At 70.5% G+C, this 24,628-nt stretch carries 19 protein-coding genes and 1 pseudogene; 14 read left to right on the plus strand and 6 right to left on the minus strand.

Going from position 1 to position 24,628, the window contains the following annotated elements:
* Nucleotides 1–371: 371 nt before the first annotated feature.
* Nucleotides 372–1,001 (plus strand): ribonuclease HII, encoded by a 630-nt coding sequence (locus KBA23_RS00515; protein WP_290735316.1) that lies wholly within the window; start codon nt 372–374, stop codon nt 999–1,001.
* A gap of 61 nt (nt 1,002–1,062) precedes the next feature.
* On the plus strand, nt 1,063–2,175 hold the full coding sequence (locus KBA23_RS00520; protein WP_290735319.1) for a site-specific DNA-methyltransferase: 1,113 nt from the start codon (nt 1,063–1,065) through the stop codon (nt 2,173–2,175).
* A gap of 92 nt (nt 2,176–2,267) precedes the next feature.
* Here KBA23_RS00520 and KBA23_RS00525 read toward each other — a convergent pair whose 3' ends face one another.
* A complete protein-coding gene (locus KBA23_RS00525) occupies nt 2,268–3,377 on the minus strand; it encodes an NUDIX domain-containing protein (RefSeq protein WP_290735322.1) in 1,110 nt (369 codons plus the stop codon).
* Between KBA23_RS00525 and KBA23_RS00530 the strand changes: the two genes are divergently transcribed.
* The 3 genes from KBA23_RS00530 (at nt 3,376) to ftsY (ending at nt 5,668) form a co-directional block, all read left to right on the plus strand.
* Complete coding sequence (locus tag KBA23_RS00530; protein ID WP_290735325.1) at nt 3,376–3,912, plus strand: DUF721 domain-containing protein; 537 nt, start codon at nt 3,376–3,378, stop codon at nt 3,910–3,912. The genes KBA23_RS00525 and KBA23_RS00530 overlap by 2 nt on opposite strands.
* On the plus strand, nt 3,913–4,536 hold the full coding sequence (locus KBA23_RS00535; protein WP_290735328.1) for a DsbA family protein: 624 nt from the start codon (nt 3,913–3,915) through the stop codon (nt 4,534–4,536).
* A gap of 70 nt (nt 4,537–4,606) precedes the next feature.
* Nucleotides 4,607–5,668 carry a signal recognition particle-docking protein FtsY gene (gene ftsY / locus KBA23_RS00540; RefSeq protein ID WP_290735331.1) on the plus strand — a complete coding sequence of 354 codons (1,062 nt, stop codon included), beginning with the start codon at nt 4,607–4,609 and terminating at the stop codon, nt 5,666–5,668.
* Nucleotides 5,669–5,898: 230 nt separating this feature from the next.
* On the opposite strand, the gene bktB is transcribed toward ftsY, so the two are convergent.
* On the minus strand, nt 5,899–7,077 hold the full coding sequence (gene bktB / locus KBA23_RS00545; RefSeq protein WP_290735334.1) for a beta-ketothiolase BktB: 1,179 nt from the start codon (nt 7,075–7,077) through the stop codon (nt 5,899–5,901).
* Nucleotides 7,078–7,232: 155 nt separating this feature from the next.
* On the opposite strand from bktB, the gene KBA23_RS00550 reads away from it, so the two are divergent.
* Entirely contained in the window at nt 7,233–7,628 is a 396-nt protein-coding gene (locus KBA23_RS00550) for a response regulator (RefSeq protein ID WP_290735337.1), read from the plus strand.
* A 20-nt stretch (nt 7,629–7,648) separates the two neighbouring features.
* Here KBA23_RS00550 and KBA23_RS00555 read toward each other — a convergent pair whose 3' ends face one another.
* Entirely contained in the window at nt 7,649–9,943 is a 2,295-nt protein-coding gene (locus KBA23_RS00555) for a xanthine dehydrogenase family protein molybdopterin-binding subunit (RefSeq protein ID WP_290735340.1), read from the minus strand.
* A gap of 80 nt (nt 9,944–10,023) precedes the next feature.
* On the minus strand, nt 10,024–11,490 hold the full coding sequence (locus KBA23_RS00560) for a TIGR00366 family protein (protein WP_290735343.1): 1,467 nt from the start codon (nt 11,488–11,490) through the stop codon (nt 10,024–10,026).
* Nucleotides 11,491–11,743: 253 nt separating this feature from the next.
* On the opposite strand from KBA23_RS00560, the gene KBA23_RS00565 reads away from it, so the two are divergent.
* On the plus strand, nt 11,744–14,683 hold the full coding sequence (locus KBA23_RS00565; RefSeq protein ID WP_290735346.1) for a valine--tRNA ligase: 2,940 nt from the start codon (nt 11,744–11,746) through the stop codon (nt 14,681–14,683).
* A 139-nt stretch (nt 14,684–14,822) separates the two neighbouring features.
* On the opposite strand, the pseudogene KBA23_RS00570 reads toward KBA23_RS00565, so the two are convergent.
* A pseudogene (locus KBA23_RS00570) lies at nt 14,823–14,937 on the minus strand (IS3 family transposase); the annotation flags it as partial.
* A gap of 205 nt (nt 14,938–15,142) precedes the next feature.
* Here KBA23_RS00570 and KBA23_RS00575 point away from each other — a divergent pair.
* From KBA23_RS00575 to KBA23_RS00590, 4 genes are all read left to right on the plus strand, one after another.
* The gene (locus KBA23_RS00575) at nt 15,143–16,537 is read left to right on the plus strand and encodes an L-serine ammonia-lyase (RefSeq protein ID WP_290735351.1); all 1,395 of its coding nucleotides are present in this window, start codon (nt 15,143–15,145) and stop codon (nt 16,535–16,537) included.
* A 197-nt stretch (nt 16,538–16,734) separates the two neighbouring features.
* Entirely contained in the window at nt 16,735–17,733 is a 999-nt protein-coding gene (locus tag KBA23_RS00580; RefSeq protein WP_290735354.1) for an ABC transporter substrate-binding protein, read from the plus strand.
* Between the two features lie 88 nt (nt 17,734–17,821).
* The gene (locus KBA23_RS00585; RefSeq protein WP_290735357.1) at nt 17,822–18,709 is read left to right on the plus strand and encodes a proline/glycine betaine ABC transporter permease; all 888 of its coding nucleotides are present in this window, start codon (nt 17,822–17,824) and stop codon (nt 18,707–18,709) included.
* Nucleotides 18,702–19,754 (plus strand): glycine betaine/L-proline ABC transporter ATP-binding protein, encoded by a 1,053-nt coding sequence (locus tag KBA23_RS00590; protein ID WP_290735361.1) that lies wholly within the window; start codon nt 18,702–18,704, stop codon nt 19,752–19,754. The genes KBA23_RS00585 and KBA23_RS00590 overlap by 8 nt, the downstream gene beginning before the upstream one ends.
* Before the next feature lie 36 nt (nt 19,755–19,790).
* Here KBA23_RS00590 and KBA23_RS00595 read toward each other — a convergent pair whose 3' ends face one another.
* Nucleotides 19,791–20,903, minus strand: a complete 1,113-nt coding sequence (locus KBA23_RS00595; protein ID WP_290735364.1) for a Xaa-Pro peptidase family protein — start codon at nt 20,901–20,903, stop codon at nt 19,791–19,793.
* Nucleotides 20,904–21,066: 163 nt separating this feature from the next.
* Here KBA23_RS00595 and KBA23_RS00600 point away from each other — a divergent pair, with 163 nt between their 5' ends.
* From KBA23_RS00600 to KBA23_RS00610, 3 genes are read left to right on the plus strand one after another with little or no spacing between them, the layout of a single operon-like run.
* Entirely contained in the window at nt 21,067–22,659 is a 1,593-nt protein-coding gene (locus KBA23_RS00600) for an ABC transporter substrate-binding protein (RefSeq protein WP_290735368.1), read from the plus strand.
* Between the two features lie 50 nt (nt 22,660–22,709).
* The gene (locus KBA23_RS00605) at nt 22,710–23,717 is read left to right on the plus strand and encodes an ABC transporter permease subunit (protein ID WP_290735371.1); all 1,008 of its coding nucleotides are present in this window, start codon (nt 22,710–22,712) and stop codon (nt 23,715–23,717) included.
* Between the two features lie 46 nt (nt 23,718–23,763).
* Nucleotides 23,764–24,624: an ABC transporter permease subunit gene (locus tag KBA23_RS00610; RefSeq protein ID WP_290735448.1), complete on the plus strand. Its 861-nt coding sequence runs from the start codon at nt 23,764–23,766 to the stop codon at nt 24,622–24,624.
* Nucleotides 24,625–24,628 lie beyond the last annotated feature (4 nt).

A 24,628-nucleotide genomic window follows, 5' to 3' on the forward strand; every position in this document is an offset into this window, starting at 1 on the left:
GCAACCGCAGCATTGCTGCGACTAGCCGGTCTCCTACAGGCGACAGGCCGTTTTGTCAACCGTCAGTCCGACTCCGCACAGGAGAATCGGGCGAACGCACTATCTGGCGATGAGGCTTGCGAGGAAGTCGTCGTCCCAAGCTGCGACCTTTCGCTTGAGATGCAGGGGGTCTTTGTCGGGGCTCTTCGGATCAGGTTGAGGGCGATGTGCTTGATGGTAGTGAGGTGGCGTGATCGGTTCGCAGGCGGCATTCGTCGGGGCGGGCTCCGTTGACCGCGGACGCCGGCGCGACTAGGCGTCCCGTCGAACTGACGACGACGGGAGAGCGGCATGCGGCGCGGGGTATTTGGGACAGGCGGGCTGAGGCGCTGATGCCGCCGGATCTCAGCCTCGAGCGCGAAGGCCCGGGACCTGTCTGCGGGGTGGACGAGGTCGGGCGCGGACCCTGGGCGGGTCCGGTCGTGGCCGCGGCCGTCGTGCTCGATCCGGACCGCGTGCCGGACGGGATCGACGACAGCAAGAAGCTGACCGCGCCGCGCCGGGCGCAACTCCACAACGAAATCCTCGCCTGCGCCCGGGTGGGTGTGGGCGTCGCCAGCGTCGCGGAGGTCGACCGGCTCAACGTATTGCAGGCGAGCTTCCTCGCCATGCGGCGCGCGCTGGCGCGGCTCGGGACGCGCCCGGGGCTCGTGCTCGTCGACGGCAAGCTGCTGCCCCCCGGGCTCGGCTGCGAGGCCCGCGCAGTGATCGGAGGCGACGCGCTGTGCGTCTCGATCGCTGCGGCTTCGGTCGTCGCCAAGGTCGTGCGCGACCGGATGATGGTGTCCCTGGCGCAACAGTTTCCGGGATATGGATGGGAGACGAACGTCGGATACGGCGTCCGCGCCCATGCCGAGGCGCTCGCCCGGCTGGGCGTGACCCCATATCATCGGCGAAGCTTTGCGCCCGTCCACAAGATGTTGTGTGAAGAGGCAACAGTTAAGTCATTGATTCAAATATAGTTTGATCGCGAATCAGCTCTCGTCCATCCTGCGCGCAACCGCGTCAAGGAATGATGAGCCGATGTCGAGAACGAACTGGACCGATCCCCATGCCCCCGCGCTGGAGCTCGACGTCGTGCATGAGGGCGACTGCCTCGAGGTGATGCGGTCGCTGCCGGGGGGGTCGGTCGACATGATCTTCGCCGATCCGCCCTACAACCTCCAGCTGCGCGGCACGCTGCACCGGCCCGACAACAGCCTCGTCGACGCAGTGGACGACGACTGGGACCGCTTCGGCTCCTTCGCGGACTACGACGCCTTCACGCGCGCGTGGCTCGGCGAGGCGCGCCGCCTGCTCAGGCCCGACGGGGCGATCTGGACGATCGGCTCCTACCACAACGTCTTCCGGCTCGGGACCGCGATGCAAGACGCCGGCTTCTGGATCCTCAACGATGTAATCTGGCGGAAGTCGAACCCGATGCCGAACTTTCGCGGCAAGCGCCTGACCAACGCTCACGAGACGCTGATCTGGGCGGCGCGCTCGTCGCAGTCGCGTCACGTCTTCAACTACGAGGCCACGAAGGAGTTGAACGACGGCGTGCAGATGCGCTCGGACTGGGTCATCCCGCTCTGCACCGGGGCGGAGCGGCTGAAGGGACCGGACGGCGCGAAGCTGCATCCGACCCAGAAGCCGGAGGCGCTGCTGCACCGGATCTTCGTCGCCTCGACGCGCCCGGGAGACGTGGTGCTCGACCCGTTCTTCGGCGCGGGCACCACCGGCGCGGTGGCCCGGCGGCTCGGCCGGCGCTACGTCGGGATCGAGCGCGAGACGGCCTATGTCGCGGCGGCGCGGGCGCGCATCGCCGCCGTCCGCCCGCTCGACGCCGAGGTCGCGGCGGTGACGGGCTCGAAGCGGGCCGAGCCGCGCGTCGCCTTCGGCCAGGTGGTGGAGCGGGGCCTGCTCGCGCCGGGAGAGACCCTCGTCTCGCAGAACGGGCGGCACTCCGCCCGGATTCGCGCGGACGGGACGCTGGTTTCGGCCGACAGCCGCGGGTCCATCCATCAGGTCGGCGCGGCGGTTCAGGGCGCGCCGTCCTGCAACGGCTGGACGTTCTGGCACTTCCGCAAGGACGGGGTGCCGGTGCCGATCGACTACTGGCGCCAGCAGATTCGGGCGGAGATGTCGGAGGGCTGAGGGAAGTCGGCTGGAAGGGGGCCGGCTCGAAGGGGGCATCGAGCCCCCTTCGAACCGACGCGCGAAGACGCGCGCGAACCGGGGGGCCGAATTCACCGGGGAAGCGGCCCCGTCGGGAGCAGGTCTTTCCGCGCGAGGCGCAGCGCCTTGCGCATGACCGTGGGCATGGCGCGCTCGAGTTCCGGCGTCCACGGCCGCCAGTCGGCGGCGGGAGCGGCCGTCCGCGGCACGCGCGCGACCGACACGCGTAGCGCGAGATGGAAATGGGTGAAGGTGTGGCGGACCTCGGCGGAGAGTTCCCGCCATCCGGCGGCGAAGGGCGGGGCCGCAGCCTCGCCGTTCCCGGTCCAGGCCCCGCCGGGCAGGCCGAGCATGCCGCCGAGGAGACCGGCCGCCGCGCGCGTCTCGACCAGGATGGCGCCGTCCTCGCGCAAGCCGACGTAGACCGCGCCGCGGCGGAGCGGCTTCGGGGCCTTCTCCGCCCGGCGGGGCAGTTCCGCGACGAGGCCTCGGGCGCGGGCGCGGCAGGGGGCCGACCACGGGCAGAGGGCGCAGGCCGGCTTTCTCGGGGTGCAGATCGTGGCGCCGAGGTCCATCACCGCCTGGGCGTAGTCGCCGGGCCGCGCCGCCGGCGTCAGGGTCGCGGCGAGGGCGCGCAACTCCGCCTTGGCGGCAGGAAGCGGCGTCTCGACGGCGAAGAGCCGGGCCATGACGCGCTCGACGTTGCCGTCGACCACGGTGGCCGGCCGGTCGAAGGCGATCGCGGCGACGGCGGCGGCGGTATAGGGGCCGACGCCGGGAAGCCGGGCGAGCCCGGCCTCGTCCTCGGGAAAGCGCCCGCCGGCGCCGGCGACGACCCGGGCGCAGGCGAGAAGGTTACGGGCGCGGGCGTAGTAGCCGAGGCCGGCCCATTCGGCCATCACCGCCGCGTCCTCGGCGGCGGCGAGATCCTCGACCCGCGGCCAGCGCGCGGTGAAGGCGGCGAAATAGCCGCGCACCGCCTCGACGGTGGTCTGCTGGAGCATCACCTCGGAGAGCCAGACGCGATAGGGGTCGGGCCGCTCCGCCGCGCCCGGCGGCGTACGCCAGGGCAGGCGGCGGGCGGAGCGGTCGTACCAGGCGAGGAGCGCCGCCGGGTCCGGCGTGGACGGACGCCCCTCGGAACGCCTAGGGTCGTCATCCTCGGGGAGAGGGATTCGCATGGCCGGGGATGCTGGCGCAGGACGCGCCAAAGGCAAGGGGCGCGACGGTCGCGGGTTCCGGCGCGCGGGCGCGCTGATCGAGCCGCAGACCCGCGCCGCCAGCGCCCGGCGCGGCTTTGCCGAGGCGCGACTGAAGGCGCTCTGGCGCGACATCGTCGGCGAGGACATCGCCGCGCTGGCGCGGCCGGTGAAGCTCGCGCTGGCGCGCGGGCCGGCGGGCGGGGTGCTGACGCTCGCGGTGGCGGGCGCGCACGGACCGCAGGCGCAGATGCTCGCGCCGACGATCCGCGAGCGCGTCAACGCGGCGCTCGGTCCCGGCGCGGTCGGGCGGATCCAGTTCCGCCAGGCCGCGGGCTTCGCCGAGCCGGAGCCGACGTTCCGGCGCCGCCCGGCGGAAACCCCGCCCTCCGCCGACCTGACGTCGGTCGCCGCGCCGCTCTCGCGCATTGGTGATGCGGACCTCCGCGCGGCGTTGGAGACATTGGCCCGGAATGTGCTATCCCGCTCCGCGCAGCTCACGTCGAAGGAAGACTGAATGTCGGACTCCCCTTCCCTCACCCGCCGCGCGCTGATCGCCGCCGCCGGCCTCGCCGCCGCCCTCGCCGCGGCGCCGCTTCATGCGCAGGGCGCGCGCGAGGTCGTCGAGATGGCGTTGGGCGACCCGGAGGCCCCGGTGACGATGGTGGAGTACGCCTCGTTCACCTGCCCGCATTGCGCCGACTTCGCGCTCAACGTCATGCCGGAGCTGAAGGCGCAGTACATCGACACCGGCAAGGTGCGGCTCATCTACCGCGAGGTCTACTTCGACCGCCCCTCGCTCTGGGCCTCGATGATCGCGCGCTGCGCCGGGGAGGACCGCTACTTCGGGGTGGCCGAGCTGCTGTTCAGGGACCAGCAGACGTGGACCCAGGCGGCCGATGCACAGGGCCTGGTCAACGCGCTCTTCTCCATCGGCCGGCAGGCGGGGATGATCGACGGCGAGATGCAGGCCTGCATGCAGGACGGCGACTTCGCCCAGGCGCTCGTCACCTGGTTCCAGGGCAACGCGCAGACGGACAGCATCGACGCGACGCCGACCTTCGTGCTGAACGGCGAGAAGCTCGCCAACATGCCGTGGCCGGAGCTGAAGGCGAAGATCGAGGAGAAGCTCGGCAGCTGACGCCCGGCGGGCGTTTGCATCCCCCGGCGCGGCGCCTTACGGGAAGGGCCGCGGCGGCAGGAGCGAGGCCATGGCGTTCTTTCAGAAGCTCAAGCAGCGACTGTTCAAGTCCTCGTCGAAGATCGACGAGGAGGTGGACGCGCTGCTCGACTCCGCGCCCGCGGCGGCGGAGCCCGTCGCGCCAGAACCTGCGCCCGAACCTGTTGCCGGTGCCGCTTCGGCTCCCGCCCCGGAGCCGGAAACGACACGGCCGGGGATCGTGTCGCGGCTCTTCGGCGGCGAGAAGGCCGCCGACCGGACGCGCGTCCTCGACGACGCCATGCTCGAAAGCCTCGAGGAGCTTCTGATCGCCGCCGACATGGGCGTCGACACCTCGCTGAAGCTCGCCGCGCGCATGGCCGAGGGCCGCTTCGGCCGCCGCCTCGGCGCCCGCGAGATCAAGCAGGCGCTCGCCGCCGAGGTCGCGGCCGTGCTCGAACCCGTCGCCCGCCCGATGCCGATCTACGCGAAACGCCCTCAGGTAGTGCTCGTCGTCGGCGTCAACGGTTCGGGCAAGACCACGACGATCGGCAAGCTCGCCAGCCAGTTCAAGGCGGCGGGCAAGAAGGTGGTGATCGCCGCCGGCGACACCTTTCGCGCCGCGGCGGTCGAACAGCTCCAGATCTGGGGCGATCGCGCCGGCGTGCCGGTGATGACGGCGGCGCAGGGCTCCGATCCCGCCTCGCTCGCCTTCGAGGCCATGGCCCGCGCCGAGGCGGAGGGCTCCGACCTCCTGCTCATCGACACCGCCGGGCGGTTGCAGAACCGCGACGATCTTATGTCCGAACTGGCAAAGATCGTCCGCGTCATCCGCAAGCGCGACGAGAGCGCGCCGCACAACACGCTCCTCGTCCTCGACGCCACCACGGGGCAGAACGCGCTCTCGCAGGTCGAGATCTTCCGCAGGATCGCCGACGTCTCCGGCCTCGTCATGACCAAGCTCGACGGCACCGCCAAGGGCGGCGTCCTCGTCGCGCTGGCCGACCGTTTCGGCTTGCCGATCCACGCGATCGGCGTCGGCGAGGCGATCGACGACCTCGCCCCGTTCGACCCCGAGGAATTCGCCGCCGCGCTGACCGGTCTCGACGCCTGATACGGTTTCCGTCCGAAGACTTCGGCGTCAAGGGTTTACGGCGGATCCCTCGATGCACACTCCATGCACGACGTATGCACAACGCATATGCCAAGCAAAAGAGTCGGAATTGAATCGTTAATGCAGGCGCGAGGCATTCAGGCGAAGGCCTTATGATCGCTCGGCGACGACCCGTGAGGATGCGCCGCACGTTTCGCGGCGCATCCTCGATGGTCGGGCGGCGGCGGCGCTCAGACCTTCTCGACCGCGAGCGCGATGCCCTGGCCGCCGCCGATGCACATGGTGATCAGGCCATACTTGCCGCCGGTACGCTCAAGCTCGTAGAGCGCCTTCACCGTCAGGATCGCGCCGGTCGCGCCGAGCGGGTGGCCGAGCGCGATGGCGCCGCCGTTCGGGTTGACCTTGGCGGTGTCGAGGCCAAGGCCGCGGTTCACCGCGATCGCCTGCGCCGCGAAGGCCTCGTTCGACTCGATCACGTCGAACTGGTCGGCCGTCATCCCGAGCTTCTTCAGGAGCTTGCCGACCGCCGCGATCGGGCCGACGCCCATCGTGCGGGCCGGCACGCCCTCGACGGCATAGCCGAGGATGCGCGCCATCGGCTTCAGCCCGGCCTTCTCAGCGGCGTCAGCCCGCGCCACGACCACGGCCGCGGCGCCGTCGTTGAGCCCGGAGGCGTTGCCGGCCGTGACGCTGCCGTCCTTCTTGAAGGCCGGCCGGAGCTTCGCCAGCGCCTCGAGCGTGGTGGCCTTGGGGTGCTCGTCGGTCGCCCAGGCGACCATGTCGCGCTTCACCTTGACCTCGATCGGAATGATCTGGCTCTCGAAGCGGCCGCCCTTGATCGCGCCCGCGGCGCGGGACTGGCTTTCCACGGCGAAGGCGTCCTGGTCCTCGCGGGTGATCTGGGCCTCGGCGGCGACGTTCTCGGCGGTGACGCCCATGTGGCCGGTACCCATCGGGCAGGTGAGCGCGCCGACCATCATGTCGATCGCCGCCGTGTCGCCCATCTTCTGGCCCCAGCGCGCGGAGGTGAGCGCGTAGGGCGAGCGCGACATGCTCTCGACGCCGCCAGCGAGCGCGAAGTCGCAGTCGCCGAGCGCCAGCACCTGGTAGGCCGAGGCGATCGCCTGCGCGCCCGAGCCGCAGAGGCGGTTGACGTTCATCGCGCCGGCCGAATCCGGAATGCCCGCGTCGAGCGCGGCGACGCGGCTCACGTACATGTCGCGGGGCTCGGTGTTGATGACGTGGCCCAGGAAAACCTGGCCGATCTGCTTGCCCTCGACGCCGGCGCGCTCGAGAACGGCCTTGGCCACCGTCGCGGCCAGCGCCGTGGGCGGCGTGCCGGCGAGGCTGCCCCCGAACCCGCCGATGGCGCTGCGCCCGGCGCCAAGGATTACGATTTCTTCGCTCATGCGACTCCCTCCACGTTCTGCGCCGGACCCTTGCGCTTCCCCGCGTTGCGCGCAAGCCCTCCGGACATTTCCTTTCGCGGCGCCTCGCTTTCAAAGCGGAACCGTTCGTGTATAGTTCGCACGTGGACGCGGCCGCTGCGCCGCGAGGAGCGCTCGTGAGGGTACTGATCGTCGAGCACAATCGGGATCTGGCGCGCATCTGGGCCGGGTTCCTCGGGAGGCAGGGCATGGCCTGCACCCTCGCGGCGACAGCCGACGGGGCCTATGACGCATTGCGCGCGCAGTCCTTCGAGGCGCTGGTGCTCGACATGGAACTCGAAGGCGGCGAGGCGATCGAGGTGGCGGACTTCGCCACCTATCGCAACCCCGACATCCCGATCATTGCGGTGACGGCGCGGGGGTTCTTCTCCGACAGCGCGATCTTCGAGCTGGTCCCGAACGCGCGCGGCCTGCTGCGCGCGCCCCTCAGGCTCGAGGACATGGCCGCGCTGGTCGAGCACTATGCCGCCCGCTCGGCCGAGGCGGCGAGGAAGGCCGGCTCAGGGGGCTAGGCGCCCGGCCCGCCCTGCCCTCACTCCGCCGCGCGCCGCGCGCCGTCGATCCAGCTCCACACCCGCGAGGGCGTCAGCGGCATGTCGACGTGACGCACGCCGACCTCCCAGAGCGCGTCGAGGGTGGCGTTGGTGACGGCGGCGAGCGCGCCGACCGTGCCTGCCTCGCCGCAACCCTTCATGCCGGTCTCGTTGGCCGTCGAGGGGACGAGCTCGGTCGAGAAGGCGATGTTCGGCAAATCGCCGGCGCGCGGCATGGCGTAGTCCATGAACGAGCCGGAGAGGAGCTGTCCCTCGGGCGAATAGACTACCCGCTCGGCGACCGCCTGGCCGTAGCCCTGAGCCACGCCGCCATGGACCTGGCCCTCGGCGAGCATCGGGTTCACCAGGAAGCCGAAGTCGTCCACCACCGTATAGCGATCCACCCGCACCGCGCCGGTCTCCGGGTCGACCTCGACCTCGGCGAAATGCGCGCCGTTGGGGTAGGAGCGGCCGGGGACCTTGTACTTCGTCTCGGTGACGAGGAGGCCGGTCAGCCCCTTGGCGCGGGCGACCTCGGCGAGGCGGATCAGGTCGACCGAGCGGTCGGTGCCTGTGACGCGAAAGGCGCCGTCCTCCCAGACGAGATCGGCCCGGGCGACCTCCAGTTCCTCCTCGGCCAGCGGGCGGAACCTGGCGATCACCTCGTCCGCCGCCTGGTTGATGGCGTTGCCCTGCAATGTCACCGAGCGCGAGCCGCCGGTGCCGCCGCCCCGGGCGATGCGGTCGCTGTCGCCCTGGACGTAGCGGATCCGGTCGAAGGGGATTCCCGCCCGCTGGTGCAGGAACTGCGCGAAGACCGTCTCGTGTCCCTGACCGTTCGACTGGGTGCCGGCATAGATCTCCACCATGCCGTCCTCGGCGAAGACGATGGCGGCGCCCTCGCGATCCTCGCCGAGGATCGATTCGATGTAGTAGCAGAGCCCGAGCCCGCGCAGCCGGCCGGCCCCGGCCGAAGCGGCCTTGCGCGCGGCGAAGCCCGCGAGGTCGGCCTCGGCCACCGCCCGGCCGAGCACGCGCTCGAAGTCGCCGACGTCGTAGAGCTCGCCCACCACCGTCCGGTAGGGGAAGCTCGCGCGCGGGATGAAGCTCCTGCGGCGCAGCTCCAGCGCGTCGACCCCGAGCTGGCGGGCCGACCAGTCCATCAGCCGCTCGATCGTGTAGATCGATTCCGGCCGCCCGGCGCCGCGATAGGCGTCGACCGGGGCGGTGTTGGTGTAGACGCCCCTGACGTTCACGAAGGCGGTCTGGAAGTCGTAGACCCCCGGCATGACCTTCAGCGCCACGTCCGAGGCGATGTACTGGCCGAAGGCGGAATTGTAGGCGCCGAGGTTCGCGACGCAGTCCACCCGCACGGCCGTGAGCTTCAGGTCCGAGTCGAAGGCCGCCTCCGCCACGGTGACGTGATCGCGGCCGCCGTTGTCGGTCAGCATCGCCTCGCCCCGGCCCGACATCCAGCGGACCGGCCGGCCGAGCTCGCGCGCCGCGAAGGCGACGGCGAAGTATTCCGGATAGTTGAAGGTCTTGATCCCGAAGCCGCCGCCCACGTCCGGCGTCGTCACCCGCACGTCGGCCTTGGGCAGCGCGAACCGCTTGGCGAGCTCGTCCTTCAGCATCCACACGCCCTGGCCGGAATAGGCGACGTGCAGCCGCGTGCCGTTCCACTCGGCCCAAGCCCCGCGCGGCTCCATCGACATGCCCATGACGCGGTTGTTGACGAGCTCGAGCCGGGTGGTGTGCGCGGCCGTGGCGAAGGCCGCCGCAGTCGCCGCCTCGTCGCCGAAGGCCCAGTCATAGGCGAGGTTGCCGGGCGCCTCGGGATGGATCGTGTCGCCCCCGACCGCGGTCCCGACATGCGCGGGCAGATCCTCGAAGTCGCAGAGGATCGCGTCGATGGCGTCGAGCGCCGCCGCCCGCGTCTCGGCCACCGCCACGGCGATCGCCTCGCCGGCGTAGCGCACGACGTCCTCGGCGAGGATCGGCCGGCGCGGCGAGGCCGCCGGCGAGCCGTCGCGGTTGCGGACGATCCCGAAATCCATGCCGTTGTCGAGCTTGCCCGCGAAGTCGGCGGCCGTGTAGACCGCGACCACGCCCGGAACCGCCCGCGCCGCCGATACGTCCAGTCCGTCGATCCGCCCATGGCCGACCGGGCTGCGGAAGAAGAGCGCGTGCAGCGCGCGCTGCGGCGCGTGATCGTCGACGTAGTCGCCCGTCCCGGTGAGGAAACGCTTGTCCTCCTTGCGGCGCACGGACTGGCTGAGGCCGAACTTCGGCATGGCTGCGAGCCTCCCTCGGCATTCTTTGGCCCGGACAGTAGCGGTTTCGCCGCCACCGTCCAGACCTGCGGCAGCCCCGTTCAGCCCGGCATCACGGGCGCCACGTAGGCCAGCGTCCCGGCGAGGAACCACAGCAGGAACAGCACCACCGGCAGATGCGCCACGAGCTGCAGGAAGGTGAAGCCCACGATGTCGCGCGCCTTGAGGCCGAGGATGCCGAGGAGCGGCAGCATCCAGAACGGGTTGATCAGGTTCGGCAGGGCCTCGGCCGCATTGTAGATCTGGACCGTCCAGCCGAGATGCACCTTGAGCTCGTTCGCCGCCTGCATGACGTAGGGCGCCTTGAGCAGCCACTTGCCGCCGCCGGAGGGGATGAAGAAGCCCAGCACCGCCGAATAGGCGCCCATGACCACCGGGAAGCTGTCATGCGTCGACACCGCGACGAAGGCCTCCGAGACGAGGTGCGAAAGCGTCTCGCCGGCCGGGTTCGCGGCATGGGTGAGGATGTAGCTGATCGCGGCGTAGAAGGGGAACTGGATCAGCACGCCCGTCGTGGCCGGCACCGACTTGTAGACCGCCATCAGGAAGCGCTTGGGCTTCCAGTGCAGCAGGAGCCCGGCCATGAGGAACATGAGGTTGTAGGTGTTGAGGTTCGAGATGGCGACGATGGCGCTCTGCCGGGTGAACTCCTGGATGGTCCAGCCGACCGCGAGGGCGACCACGAGGACTGTCAGGAGCGGCGAGTGCTCGAGCCATTCGCCGGGCTGACGGGGCGGCGGCAGGTCATCCTCGCGTTCGCTGACGTCGACGCCCAGATCCTCGGCGGTCACCGCCGAGGCCCCGGTCGGCGCCGACCAGATGCAGATCACGGTCGAGATCACGATCAGCACCGCCGCGACCACCATCGACTGCCACAGGAAGATCGTCTCGGTGAACGGAATCACTCCGGTGATCGGCAGGAGCGCGGGGGGAAGGCTCGCGGGGTTGGCCTGGAGCTGGGCGGCGGACGAGCTCAGGCCCAGCGCCCAGGTGGCGCCGAGGCCGAGATAGGCGGCCGCCCCCGCGGCGCGGTAGTCGACGCGCAGGTCGGTCCGCCGCGCGATCGCGCGGACGAGCAGGCCGCCGAAGATCAGGCTGAGACCCCAGCTGAGCAGCGAGAAGAGCATGCTGACGGCGCCGACGAAGCCGACGGCGCCGCGGCTGGTCTTGGGGATCAGGGCGAAGCGGTCGATCAGCCGCTGCATCGGTGGCGAGGTCGCCACGACGTAGCCGCCGATGGTGACGAACGCCATCTGCATGGTGAAGGGGATGAGCGTCCAGAAGCCGTCGCCGAACGCCGCCGTGACCGCCCCCGGCGAGGCGCCGTTGGCGAGCGCGCCGGCGGCGACGACGACCACCGCGATCGCGACGAAGATGAAGGCGTCGGGGAACCAGCGTTCGGCCCAGGCGGTGAACCGCAGCGCGATGCCGGCGAGCGCCCCGCCCTCGCCGCCCGGGGGCGCGCCAGCCCCGGGATGCGGTCGGCGGTCGGTGGCTGGTCTGTTCATTGCGTGTCTCCTTTGCGCGCAGACAACCGGGAAGAAGGACGCATCGCCCGATCCGGCGCGCAAGAAGATTGCGCGCTGCGACGCGACCGGGGCGACGCTATGGGCGCGACCGGCGACGGGTCAAGCGGTGGTTCCGGTCCGGGCGAACCCGGACGCCCCGGCGGCGCTGCCCCGCCTGGGTCTTTCCCTCCGTCCCGCCCGCCGCTAGAAGGATCGCCCACGCCCCAACCCCTGCCGCGACCCCGAGGCGACCATGGAAAAGACCTTCGACGCCGCCGCCGAGGAGCCGCGGATCAGCGCGCTGTGGCGCGAGGCCGGCGCCTTCGCGGCCGGCGCGCACGCGCGGCCGGGGGCGGACGCCTTTTCCATCCTGCTGCCGCCGCCGAACGTCACCGGCAGCCTGCACATGGGCCATGCCTTCAACCACACGCTGATGGACATCCTGGCGCGCTGGAAGCGGATGCAGGGCTTCGACACGCTGTGGCAACCCGGCCTCGACCATGCCGGCATCGCCACGCAGATGGTCGTCGAGCGCGAGCTGGCGAAGGCCAAGGCGCCGGGTCGGCGCGAGATGGGGCGCGACGCCTTCGTCAGGAAGGTCTGGGAGTGGAAGGCGCAGTCGGGCGGCACGATCCTGCGCCAGTGCGAGCGGCTGGGAGACAGCTTCGACCTTTCGCGGAACGCCTTCACCATGTCGGGCGCCCCGGCGGCGCCGGCGGGCGAGGAAGGCAACTTCCACGACGCGGTTCTGCGCGCCTTCGTCACGCTTTACGAGCGCGGGCTCATTTTCCGCGGCAAGCGTCTGGTCAACTGGGATCCACATTTCGAAACGGCGATTTCCGACCTCGAGGTCGAGCAGGTCGAGGAGATGGGCAGCCTCTGGCGCCTGCGTTACCCGCTGGAAGGCGGCGCGACCTGCGAGCACCCGGTCGCCTTCGACGAGGACGGCAGGCCGACGGCGTTCGAGACGCGGGACTATCTCGTCGTCGCCACCACCCGGCCGGAGACCATGCTCGGCGACACCGGCGTCGCGGTCCACCCCGATGACCCGCGCTATGCCCACCTCGTCGGCAGGACGGTGCGCCTGCCGCTGGTCGGGCGCTCCATCCCGATCGTCGCCGACGCCTACGCCGACCCCGAGAAGGGCACCGGCGCGGTGAAGATCACGCCGGCGCACGACTTCAACGACTGGGAGGTCGGCAAGCGCGCCGGGCTCGGCGCGATCAACGTCATGGACACCCGGGCGCGGATTGCGCTTCGCGACAACGCCGGGTTCTGGGCCGGCATCGACGGCGGCGACGAGCTCGCCGATCTCGACGGCATGGACCGCTACGAGGCGCGCGAGCTGATCGTCGCGCTGGCGAAGGACCAGGGCTGGCTCGACGGCATCGACGCCGAGACCCACACCGTCCCGCACGGCGACCGCTCCAGGGTCGCGATCGAGCCGTTCCTGACGGACCAGTGGTACGTCGACGCCGAAAAGCTCGCCGGCCCGGCAATGGCGGCGGTGCGCGAGGGCCGCACCCGCATCCTGCCGGAAAGCCAGGAGAAGGTCTATTTCCACTGGCTCGAGAACATCGAGCCCTGGTGCATCTCGCGCCAGCTCTGGTGGGGGCACCAGATCCCGGTGTGGTATGGCGACTGGGTGGATCCGCAGGGACGGCTGCAGCACGAGGCCGGGGGGGCAACCCCGCCGGCGGACGAGCCGCACGTTTTCGCCGAGCATGGGCGGCTGGTGCGCGCCTTCTGCGGCGCGAGCCGCGAGGCGGTGCGCGAGGACGCCGAGGCCTGGTATCGCGCCCGCATGGGCGAGCGGGTCATCGTCCGCTTCGAGGGCGAGTCCGAGGACGTCGCCGGCGAGTTCCCCGAGGAGGCTGACGTCGCCTTCGTCATGCTCCGGCGCGACCCCGACGTCCTCGACACCTGGTTCTCCTCCGGCATCTGGCCGATCGGCACGCTCGGCTGGCCCGAGGAGACCGACGACCTGCGCCGCTACTATCCGACCTCCGTTCTCGTCACCGGCTTCGACATCCTGTTCTTCTGGGTCGCCCGGATGATGATGATGCAGCTCGCGCTCGTCGGCGAGGTTCCGTTCCGCGATGTCTATGTCCACCCGCTCGTCCGCGACGAGAAGGGCAAGAAGATGTCGAAATCGCTCGGCAACGTGCTCGACCCGCTGGAGCTGATCGACGAGTACGGGGCGGACGCGGTGCGCTTCACGCTCGCGGCGATGGCGGCGATGGGGCGCGACCTCAAGCTCTCCCGGGACCGGATCGCGGGCTATCGCAACTTCGGCACCAAGCTCTGGAACGCCGCGCGCTTCGCCGAGATGAACGAGTGCCGGCCCGTGCCGGGCTTCGAGCCCACGGGCGTGCGGCTGACCGCCAACAAGTGGATCGTCGGCGAGACGGGGCGGCTGCGCGTCGCGCTCGACGCGGCGCTCGGGGAGTACCGCTTCAACGACGCCGCGGCGGCGCTCTATGGCCATGTCTGGGGCAAGGTCTGCGACTGGTACGTCGAGTTCGCCAAGCCGCTCCTCGCCGACCCGGAGACGGCGGCCGAGACGCGGGCGACCATGGCGTGGGCGCTGGAGCAGTGCCTCGTCATGCTGCATCCGATCATGCCCTTCGTCACCGAGGCGCTCTGGGGGCAGACGGCGGAGCGCGGGACCGTGCTCGCGCTCGGCGACTGGCCGACCTTCGGGGCGGAGATGATCGACGCGGAGGCCGACGCGGAGATGAACGCAGTGGTCGGGCTGGTCGACGAGATCCGTTCGGTGCGCGCCCAGATGCACGTGCCGGCCGGCGCGAAGGTGACGCTCGTCACCGTCGAAACGGCGGAGCCGGCCTGGCTCGACCGCAACCGGGCGCTGGTGGCGCGGCTCGCGCGGATCGAGCGCTTCGAGACGGCGACCGAGGCGCCGAAGGGGGCCGTCACGGTCACGGTCGGCGGCTTCGCCTTCGCGATCCCGCTCGCGGGCGTGATCGACGTGGACGCCGAGCGGGTGCGGCTGGCGAAGGCGATCGAGAAACAGGAGCGCGAGGCGGGCGGGTTGCGATCGAAGCTCGGGAACGCCGCCTTCATGGCGCGCGCGCCCGAGGAGGTGATCGACGAGGCCCGCGCCCGGTTGGAGGCGCTGGAGGAGGAGATCACGATCCTCGCCGCCGCCCGCGACCGGCTGGCGGGTTTGTAACGCCAATCGCCCTCCTGGCTCGAAAGCCACCTTCCCTAGGCGGCATCCATAGCGGCCGGAACGTTCTTGGTGGCTGGTCCTCGGAAGGGTTCCATCAGTCGCGGGCCGGTCTTGGTCTTGAGCGCATAGTGCGGGATGCCGAGATGCGCCAGGCCAGAACCTTGCGTGGACCAATCCATCACGGCGACCAGATAGAGGAAGCCCCGACACATCGGCAGGTAGGTGGTGTCGGCACACCAGACCCGACCCGGACGACCTGCCCGCAGCCCGCTCAGGCGGCCTGAAGTTCGCTCTGGCGTCACGCGACCCGCCAACCCGCTTCCGATCTGATTGCAGGCCGCCTCGGCTCGCCGGACCGGCGGGGCGGGCGCACACCGCTGCCCGAACTGGCCGCCGGACCCCGAGACGGCGCTCGACATCGCCCCCCGTCGCGTCCGATAGTGGGATCGGGGTGTCACGATGTTCCTGAGCGTCTTCGATATCTTCAAGGTCGGCGTCGGCCCCTCGTCCTCGCACACGATGGGTCCGATGATCGCGGCCGCGCGTTTCCTCGACGCCCTGCGCGACGGCGCCGATCGCATTCCCGGCTCCGGCGTCGCGGTCCGGGTGCAGGCGACGCTGCACGGCAGCCTCGCCTTCACCGGCAAGGGCCACGCCACCGACCGCGCCGTGATCCTCGGCCTTCTCGGCTTCGTCCCCGACACGCTCGACCCCGAGGAGGCCGAGCGCCGCCTCGCCGCGCTGCGCGAGACCGGCCGCATCGACGTCCCCGGCGTGGGCGCGCTCGCCTTCGATCCGCACAAGGGCGTGGTCTTCGACTATGGCCCGCCGCTCCCCGGCCACGCCAACGGCATGGTGCTCCGGGCCTTCGACGCCGCCGGCAACCTGCACCTGACCGAGACCTACTATTCCGTCGGCGGCGGCTTCGTCCTGACCGAGCGCCAGCTCAGGACCGAGGCGCTGCGGGGCGACGACGCCCGGGTGGACCGCCCCTTTCCCTTCGCCACCGCCGCCGAGATGCTGGCGATGGGCGCGGCCTCCGGCCTCTCGATCGCCGCGATGAAGCGCGCCAACGAGACCGCCGGGGGCGCCGGGCCGATCGACGCGGGCCTCGACCGGCTCTGGACGGTGATGGACGCCTGCATCGACCGCGGCCTCGCCACCGATGGCACGCTCCCCGGCGGCCTCAAGGTCCGCCGCCGCGCCCGGGCGATCCACCAGGCGCTCCTCGCCGAGCGCGGCAACAACGCCGCCCAGCCGCATGTCGTCAACGACTGGCTCTCGGTCTACGCCATGGCGGTGAACGAGGAGAACGCCGCCGGCGGCCAGGTCGTCACCGCGCCGACGAACGGCGCCGCCGGCGTCATCCCCGCCGTCATCCGCTACTACCGCGACCACTGCGTCGGCGCGACCCACGCGGGGGTCCACGACTTCCTGCTGACCGCCGCCGCCGTCGGCGGCATCATCAAGACCAACGCCTCGATCTCGGGCGCCGAGGTCGGGTGCCAGGGCGAGGTCGGCTCCGCCGCCGCCATGGCCGCCGCCGGCCTGTGCGCCGCGCTCGGCGGCTCGAACGCGCAGATCGAGAACGCCGCCGAGATCGCGCTCGAGCATCACCTCGGCATGACCTGCGACCCGGTGAAGGGCCTCGTGCAGGTGCCCTGCATCGAGCGCAACGGGCTTGGCGCCATCAAGGCCGTCGCCGCCGCCTCTCTGGCGCTGCGCGGCGACGGCGTGCACGTCGTGCCGCTCGACGCCTGCATCGAGACGATGCGCCAGACCGGCCACGACATGAGCGTGAAGTACAAGGAAACCTCGACCGGCGGGCTCGCCGTCAACCTGCCGGAATGCTGAGCGCCGCCGCCCGCCCGGACGGAGAAGGCGGGTTTCGCCCCCAGGGGGTCGCCCGCGCCCATCCGCGGCCCGGCCCGGAGGCGCATCAAGGGGAGGCGCCGCCGCCTCCCCCGCACCCGCGGCCGAGCCGACGTGACGCAACGACAGACCGGCCCGAAGCCGGCCCCATTCAATCCTCCAGCAGGGAGACCTGACGCATGAGACACCTCCTCACCACTTCGGCGCTCGCGATCGGCCTCGCCGCGACAGCCTCGGCCGCATCGGCCCAGGAGTGCGGCGACGTGACCATCGCGAGCATGAACTGGCAGTCGGCCGAGGTGCTGGCGAACCTCGACGCCTTCATCCTCGAGCACGGCTTCGGCTGCGACGCGGAGATCACCATCGGCGACACCGTGCCCACCATCACCTCGATGGTCGAGAAGGGCGAACCCGACGTCGCGCCGGAGGGCTGGGTGGATCTCCTGCCCGAGATCGTGCAGGGCGGCATCGCCGACGGCAAGATCGTGTCGACCGGCGCCTCGCTCGCCGACGGCGGCGACCAGGGCTGGTGGATCCCCAAATACGTCGCCGACGCGAACCCCGAGATCAAGACCATCGCCGACGCGCTCGCCCATCCCGAGCTCTTCCCCGACGCCGAGGATCCGGGCAAGGGCGCCGTCGTCAACGGACCGCAGGGCTGGGGCGGCGCCAACGTGACGGGCCAGTTCTTCAGGGCCTACGGCGCGGCCGACAAGGGCTTCGTCCTCGTCGATCCGGGCTCGGCCGCCGGGCTCGACGGCTCGCTCGCCAAGGCCTACGAGCGCGGCGAGGGCTGGATGGGCTACTACTGGGCCCCGACCTCGCTGCTCGGCAAGTACGAGATGGTCAAGCTCGGCTTCGACGCGCCGCTCGACGAGGCGGAGTGGAAGCGCTGCAACTCCGTCCCGGACTGCCCGGACCCGAAGCTCAACACCTGGCCGGTCGACCGGGTCGAGACGCTCGTGACCACCGGGTTCGCCGAACGCGCCGGCCCGGTCATGGACTACTTCAAGGCCCGCCGCTGGGACAATGCGACGGTCAACAAGCTGCTGGCCTGGATGACCGACAACCAGGCGACCGGCGAGGACGGCGCGCTCCACTTCCTGAATGAAAGCCCCGACGTCTGGACCCAGTGGGTGAGCCCCGAGGTCGCCGAGAAGGTCAAGGCGGCGCTCTGAGCGCCGCCCGCCGCGACGGACCGCCCCGCCGGAGACGGCGGGGCGGGGGACGGCGGCCCCCCACCCGCAGGACGGCAGGGAGAGGACGATGGACTGGCTGACCAGCTTCCCGCAAATGAACGACGCGCTGCTGCGCGATCTCAAGAAGACGATCGACGACGGCTTTCGCGCCTTCACCCGCGCCTATGGCGACAGTATCGAGGCGTTCTTCGAACCGTTGCGCTGGTTCCTCGTCCAGTCCGAGCGGTTCATGACCCAGACGCCCTGGCCGATCATCCTGATCCTCGTCGCGCTGATCGCCTGGGCCGCGAGCCGGAACTGGCGCGTGGTCGCCGGCGCGGTCGGCACGCTGGTGCTGATCGGCTATTTCGGCATGTGGGAGGACACGATGCGCACGATCTCGATGATCGTCGTCTGCACGGTGCTCTCGATCGCCGTCGGCATCCCGCTCGGGATCTGGATGGCGCGCTCCGACCGGGTTCGCGCTTTCGTCAACCCGATCCTCGACGTGATGCAGACGATGCCGAGCTTCGTCTACCTGATCCCCGTCGTCATGCTCCTCGGCATCGGCAAGGTGCCGGGCCTGATCGCGGTGGTGATCTATGCCCTGCCGCCGATGATCCGGCTGACCGACCTCGGCATCCGCCTCGTCGACCGCGACGTGATCGAGGCGGCCGACGCCTTCGGCGCCTCGTCCTGGCAGAAGCTCTGGACGGTGCAGCTGCCGCTGGCGCTGCCGACGATCATGACGGGCGTGAACCAGACGATCATGATGGCGCTCGCCATGGTGGTGATCGCGGCGATGATCGGCGTGCAGGGCCTGGGCCAGCCGGTGCTGAAGGCGATCTCCAACCAGTATTTCACGCTCGGCATGTTCAACGGCCTCGCCATCGTCGGCATCGCCGTGATGTTCGACCGGGTGAGCCAGGCCTACGGCCGCCGGTTGCAGAGGCACCGGGAGGTGGTCCATGGCTGAGCCGCCGTCCGGCGGGACCGGGATCGAGATCCGCAACCTCTACAAGATCTTCGGCGCGAACGGTGCGGCCTATGTCGACGCGGTGCGCGCCGGAATGACCAAGGCCGAGCTGAACCGGCGGCACGCCCATGTCCTCGGCCTCGACGACATCAACATCTCGATGCCGGCCGGGTCGATCCAGGTGATCATGGGCCTGTCCGGCTCGGGCAAGTCGACGCTGATCCGCCACGTGAACCGGCTGATCGACCCGACCTTCGGGCAGGTGCTCGTCGGCGGGCAGGACGTGGTGGCGATGTCCCCGGACGAGCTGCGGGCGTTCCGCCGTCACCAGACCGCGATGGTGTTCCAGAAGTTCGCGCTGCTGCCGCACCGGACCGTGCTCGACAACGCCGTCTACGGGCTGGAGGTGCAGGGCGCGCCGCGGGCCGAGCAGCGCGAGCGGGCGATGCGCTGGATCGAGCGGGTCGGCCTCAATGGGTACGAGGACCGCTATCCCAACCAGCTCTCCGGCGGCATGCAGCAGCGCGTGGGGCTCGCCCGCGCGCTGACCAACGACGCGCCGATCCTGCTGATGGACGAGGCCTATTCGGCGCTCGATCCGCTGATCCGGGTGGACATGCAGACCGTGCTTCTCGATCTGCAAAAGGAGCTGCGCAAGACCATCGTCTTCATCACCCACGACCTCGACGAGGCGCTGCGGCTCGGCGACCAGATCGCCATCCTGCGCGACGGGAGGGTGATCCAGCAGGGCACGAGCCAGGACATCGTGCTGCGCCCGGCCGACGACTACGTCGCGACCTTCGTGCGCGAGGTGAACCGCGGCCGGGTGATCCGCGTCGACGCGGTGATGGGCCCGCCCGACGCTTCCGCGCCCGCCGGCCCGCAGGTGGCTCCGGAGACGACGCTCGACGCAGCCGTCAAGCAGATGGTCTCGAACAGCGTCGACGCCATGTCGGTCGTCGGCGCGGACGGCCGCGTGATCGGCCGCCTCGACATGCCCCGCGCCATCGCCGCCATGGTCACCCCCGCAGCCGGCGGCGGCTGACGCGGCGGGCGTGTCCCTGCCCCGTCGCCGCCGCCTTCAGCCGATCAGCGTCAGCGACCGCTCGAAGCTCGTCAGCGACGTGGCGCCGCTCGCGGTCGCCAGGACGTCGTCCTCGATGCGCACGCCGATGTCGCCCTCGCGATAGAGGCCCGGCTCGATGGTGAACACCATGCCGGCCTCGATCGGTTGCAGGTTGCCGACCATCACCTGCGGCGCCTCGTGGACGTCGAGGCCGAGGCCGTGGCCGGTCTTGTGCACCACGAGTTCGGCGAAGCCCGAGCCGCGCAGGCTCTCGGTGACGCGGCGGTCGAGCGCGTCGAGCGTCATCGGCGGGGCGGCGACGGTGCGCCCGACCTCGTTGGCGAGCCGCACCGCCTCGTAGATGTCGGCGTGCTCCGGGCGCGCGGCGCCGACGAAGACCGTGCGGGTGATGTCGGCCATGTAGCCGCCCCAGGCGGCGCCGTAGTCGATCAGCAGCGGCTGGCCGCGCTCCAGCCGGCGGTCCGGGCTCGCCGAGCCGTGCGGGTCGGCCGAGGCGGGTCCGGCGAGCACGATCGGCTCGAAGGACAGCCCGTCGGCGCCGGCGTCGAGCATCTCGGCGGCGAGGCGGCCGCGGAACGCCGTCTCGGTCATGCCGGCGGCCGCCACGCCCAGCGTCGCCGCGAGCGCCGCCTCGCTGATCGCGATCGCCCGGCGGAGCGCGTCGATCTCGGCTGCGTCCTTGAGGAGCCGCATCCCCGAGATCGCCGCCTGCGCATCGACGACGGCCGCCGCCGGCAGGGCCCGGCGCAGCGCCTCGGCCTCGAAGACCCGCATCCGCTGGCCCTCTACCCCGATCCGCGCCGGCGCGATCCGCCTGGCCAGCGCCGCGAAGGCGTCCTCGTAGCCGTCGGCGTCCTGCCAGTAGGTCGTCTCCGCGTCGGGGGCGACCGCCTGCCAGCGCGATCGCTCGAGAACCGGCATCACCGCGTGGACGAGCCCCTCGCTGGTCACCACGAACAGCGTCGGCCGCTCCATCAGGTGAAAGCTCGCACCCGTCAGGTAGTAGAAGTTCGCGCCGGGCACGATCGCCACGGCGTCGAGGCCCTCGTGCTCCATCGCCGCGCGAAGCCGCGCCAGCCGCTCCGCCTCGCGTCCCGTCCCGCCCATGTCCGCCTCCGCCCCTATTGCACGCCGAGCGTCTTATCACCTAACCTGATCCGGTCCACGGGGCGCCGAACGCCCCGCGCCCGGAGCGCCGCAGAGCGTGACCCGAGCGACAAGGGAGGCCCGGGCGATGAATGCGTCGTCCATTCCAAGGGGTAGGAAAGAGATGAGACTGATCAACACGCTGCTCGCCGCGACCGCGTCGGGCCTGCTGCTGGCGGGCGCCGCGCAGGCCAAGACGCTCGTCTATTGCAGCGAGGGCTCGCCCGAGGGCTTCGACCCGGCGCCCTGGACCTCGGGCACCACCTTCGACGCCGCCTCCCGCACCGTCTACGATCGCCTGATCGAGTTCCAGAAGGGCTCGACCGAGACCGAGCCCGGCCTCGCCGAGAGCTGGGAAGTGTCGGAGGACGGCACCGAGATCACCTTCCACCTGCGCCCCGGCGTCAAGTTCCAGACCACCGCCTACTTCACGCCGACGCGCGACATGAACGCCGACGACGTGGTGTTCACCTTCATGCGCCAGTTCGACAAGGAGAGCCCCTGGTACGAATACGCCCCGGGCATCGCCTGGGAGTATTTCAACTCGACCATGGCCTCCTCGCTCAAGGAGATCGTCAAGGTCGACGACATGACCGTGAAGTTCGTGCTGAACCGCCCGGACGCGACCGTGCTCGCCACCTTCCCGATGGACTTCGCCTCGATCGTCTCCAAGGAATACGCCGACCAGCTCGAGGCGGCCGGAACCCGCGAGCAGTTCAACGTCCTGCCCGTGGGCACCGGCCCGTTCACCTTCGTCGACTACCAGCAGGACGCGGTGATCCGCTACCAGGCCAACCCGGAATGGTGGAACGGCAAGCAGGCGATCGACGACCTGATCTTCGCCATCACCGTCGACGCCGGCGTGCGCCAGCAGAAGCTCGTCGCCGGCGAGTGCGACATCATCCCCTACCCGAACCCCGCCGACATCGACGGGCTTAAGGGCAACGCCGACCTGAACGTCATGCAGCAGGAAGGCTTCAACATCGGCTACCTCGCCTACAACACGCTGATGCCGCCGTTCGACAAGCCCGAGGTGCGCAAGGCGCTGAACAAGGCGATCAACAAGCACGCGATCATCGAGGCCGTGTTCCAGGGCGTCGGCACCGCCGCCGTCGCCCCGCTGCCGCCGACGTCCTGGGCCTTCAACGATTCCCTGACCGACGACCCCTACGACCCCGAGGCGGCAAAGGCCGAGCTCGAGGCGGCGGGCGTCACCGACCTGTCGATGAAGATCTGGGCGATGCCGGTGCAGCGGCCCTACAACCCGAACGCGCGGCGCATGGCCGAACTGCTTCAGGCCGACTTCGCCGCCGTCGGCGTCAAGGTCGAGATCATCTCGATGGAATGGGGCGAGTACCTGGCGCAGTCCTCGGCCAAGGACCGTGACGGCGCCGTCCTGCTCGGCTGGACCGGCGACAACGCCGACCCCGACAACTTCCTCGGCGTGCTGCTCGGCTGCGACGCGGTCGGCGCCAACAACCGCGCCCAGTGGTGCCACCAGCCTTACGAGGACCTGATCCAGAAGGCCAAGACCATCTTCGCCCAGGAGGAGCGCAAGCCGCTCTACGACGAGGCGCAGGTGATCTTCAAGGAGCAGGCCCCGTGGGCGACCATCGCCCACTCGATCGCGACGGTGCCGATGCGCGCCAACGTGACCGGCTTCGCCCAGGATCCGGTCGGCATCCACCGCTTCGTCGGCGTCGACAAGACCGAGTAAGGCATACGTGACGGGCGCCGCTCCCGGCGCCCGCCACACGGGAGGCGTCCATGCTGCGCTTCATCCTCAACCGGCTGCTGCTGATCGTGCCGACCTTCATCGGCATCACGCTCGTGGCCTTCCTGTTCATCCGGCTCCTGCCCGGGGATCCGGTGATCCTGATGGCGGGCGAGCGCGGCGTCTCGCCCGAGCGCCACGCCGAGCTGATGGCGCAGTTCGGCTTCGACCAGCCGCTCCTGAAGCAATACGCGGACTATGTCGTCGGGCTGCTGCACGGCGATTTCGGCTATTCCTTCTCGACGAAGAAGCCGGTGCTCTCCGAATTCATGGCGCGCTTTCCGGCGACGCTGGAGCTCGCCCTCTGCGCCATCGTGCTCGCCACCGTGCTCGGGGTCGCGGCCGGCATCCTCTCGGCGATCCGGCGCGGCAGCTGGATCGACCAGGCGACCATGGGCGTGGCGCTCGTCGGCTACTCGATGCCGATCTTCTGGTGGGCGCTGCTGCTCATCATCTTCTTCTCGACCACGCTCGGCTGGACGCCGGTCTCGGGGCGGATCTCGCTCACGCAGTTCTTCCCCTCCGTCACCGGATTCATGCTGATCGACAGCCTCCTCGCCGGCAAGCCCGCCGCCTTCTGGTCCGCCGTCCACCACCTGATCCTGCCGACCATCGTGCTCGCGACGATCCCGCTCGCGGTGATCGCCCGCCAGACCCGCTCGGCGATGCTCGAAGTGCTCGGCGAGGTCTACATCATGACCGCGAAGTCGAAGGGCCTCGCGCAGCGCCGGGTGATCTGGCTGCACGCGCTGAGGAACGCGCTCATCCCCGTCGTCACCACCATCGGCCTCCAGGTCAGCGTGCTGATGGGCGGCGCGATCCTGACCGAGACGATCTTTTCCTGGCCGGGCATCGGCAAGTGGATGATCGATTCCATCTCACGCCGCGACTACCAGGTGGTGCAGGGCGGGCTCCTGCTGATCGCCGCGGTGGTCATGGTGGTGAACCTGACCGTCGACCTCCTCTATGGATTGATCAACCCCCGTGTCCGCCACAGATGATCCGCATCTAGGAACGGCCGAGCAGGAGCCGCTCGGTCCGCCGCCGATCTCGCCGCTGCGCGAGAACTGGCGCTACTTCCTCGCCAATCGCGGGGCGGTGATCGGGCTCGTGGTCATCGCGCTCATGGTGCTGACCGCGATCTTCGCGCCGCTGATCGCGCCCCACGACCCGACCGCGCAGTTCCGCGACGCGCTCCTCGTGCCCCCGGCATGGACGGACAAGGGCCGGCCGGAATTCCTGCTCGGCACCGACGCGCTCGGCCGCGACATCCTGTCGCGGCTGATCTTCGGGGCGCGCTATTCGCTGGCCATCGGCCTCGTCGTCGTCACGCTCGCGCTCGTCTCCGGCATCCTCGTCGGCCTCGTCGCCGGCTATTTCGGCGGCTGGATCGACGGGCTGATCATGCGGGTGATGGACATCATCCTCGCCTTCCCCTCGCTGCTGCTCGCGCTCGTGCTCGTGGCGATCATCGGTCCCGGGCTCTTCAACGCCATGCTCGCCATCGCCGTGGTGCTCCAGCCGCATTTCGCCCGCCTGACCCGCGGCGCGGTGATGGCGGAGAAGCACCGCGAATACGTCACCTCGGCCCGGGTCGCCGGCGCCGGCACCCTGCGGCTGATGCTGGTCACCATCCTGCCGAACTGCCTCGGGCCGCTGATCGTGCAGGCGACGCTCTCCTTCTCCAACGCCATCCTCGACGCCGCGGCGCTGGGCTTCCTCGGCATGGGCGCGCAGCCGCCGACGCCGGAATGGGGCACCATGCTCGCCGAGGCCCGCGAGTTCATCACCAGCGCCTGGTGGGTGGTGACGATGCCCGGCATCGCCATCCTCGTCACCGTCCTCGCCATCAACCTGATCGGCGACGGGTTGCGCGACACGCTCGACCCCAAGCTGAAGCGGAGCTGACGCC

The sequence above is a fragment of the Amaricoccus sp. genome (assembly GCF_017995835.1).
In the GTDB taxonomy this organism is placed as follows: Bacteria; Pseudomonadota; Alphaproteobacteria; order Rhodobacterales; family Rhodobacteraceae; genus Amaricoccus.